The following is a 404-nucleotide window of genomic DNA, read 5'->3' as shown; positions in this document are numbered from 1 at the left end:
GGGCCCGCCCCGCAGACGTGCGTGCTCCGCGGAGCGTTCGAGTGCCCGCGCGACGTCCTCGTCGGGGCCGGTGGTGGCGGCGGCACGATGCCACGCGCGCCGGTCGGCGTCGTCCGGGCCGGTCAGGACGTCGGCCAGGGCGGTGTGCGCGGCGATCCGGTCGGCGAACGGGGCCGCCCGGTAGGCGGCGGTGCGGACGAGCGGGTGGGTGAAGCCGAGGCAGGTGTCGGTGAACGCCACCAGCCCGGCGTGCTCGGCGGGCCGCAGGTCGTCCACGGTGGCCCCGAAGGTCGCCGCGGCGGTGAGCACCGTGCCCGTGTCGCAGGTTCCGTCGGCGGCCGCGACCAGCAGGACGGTGCCGGTGCCGGCGGGCAGGGTCGCGATCCGGTCGGCGAAGCTGCGCA

At 78.2% G+C, this 404-nt stretch carries 1 pseudogene; it reads right to left on the bottom strand.

Annotation, left to right across the window (positions count from 1 at the left end):
* Positions 1 to 404: pseudogene (locus tag SACPADRAFT_RS32755) on the bottom strand (helix-turn-helix transcriptional regulator); the annotation flags it as partial.

The sequence above is a fragment of the Saccharomonospora iraqiensis subsp. paurometabolica YIM 90007 genome (assembly GCF_000231035.2).
Taxonomy (GTDB): Bacteria; Actinomycetota; Actinomycetes; order Mycobacteriales; family Pseudonocardiaceae; genus Saccharomonospora; species Saccharomonospora paurometabolica.
This window is presented reverse-complemented; position numbering and strand designations above follow the sequence as displayed.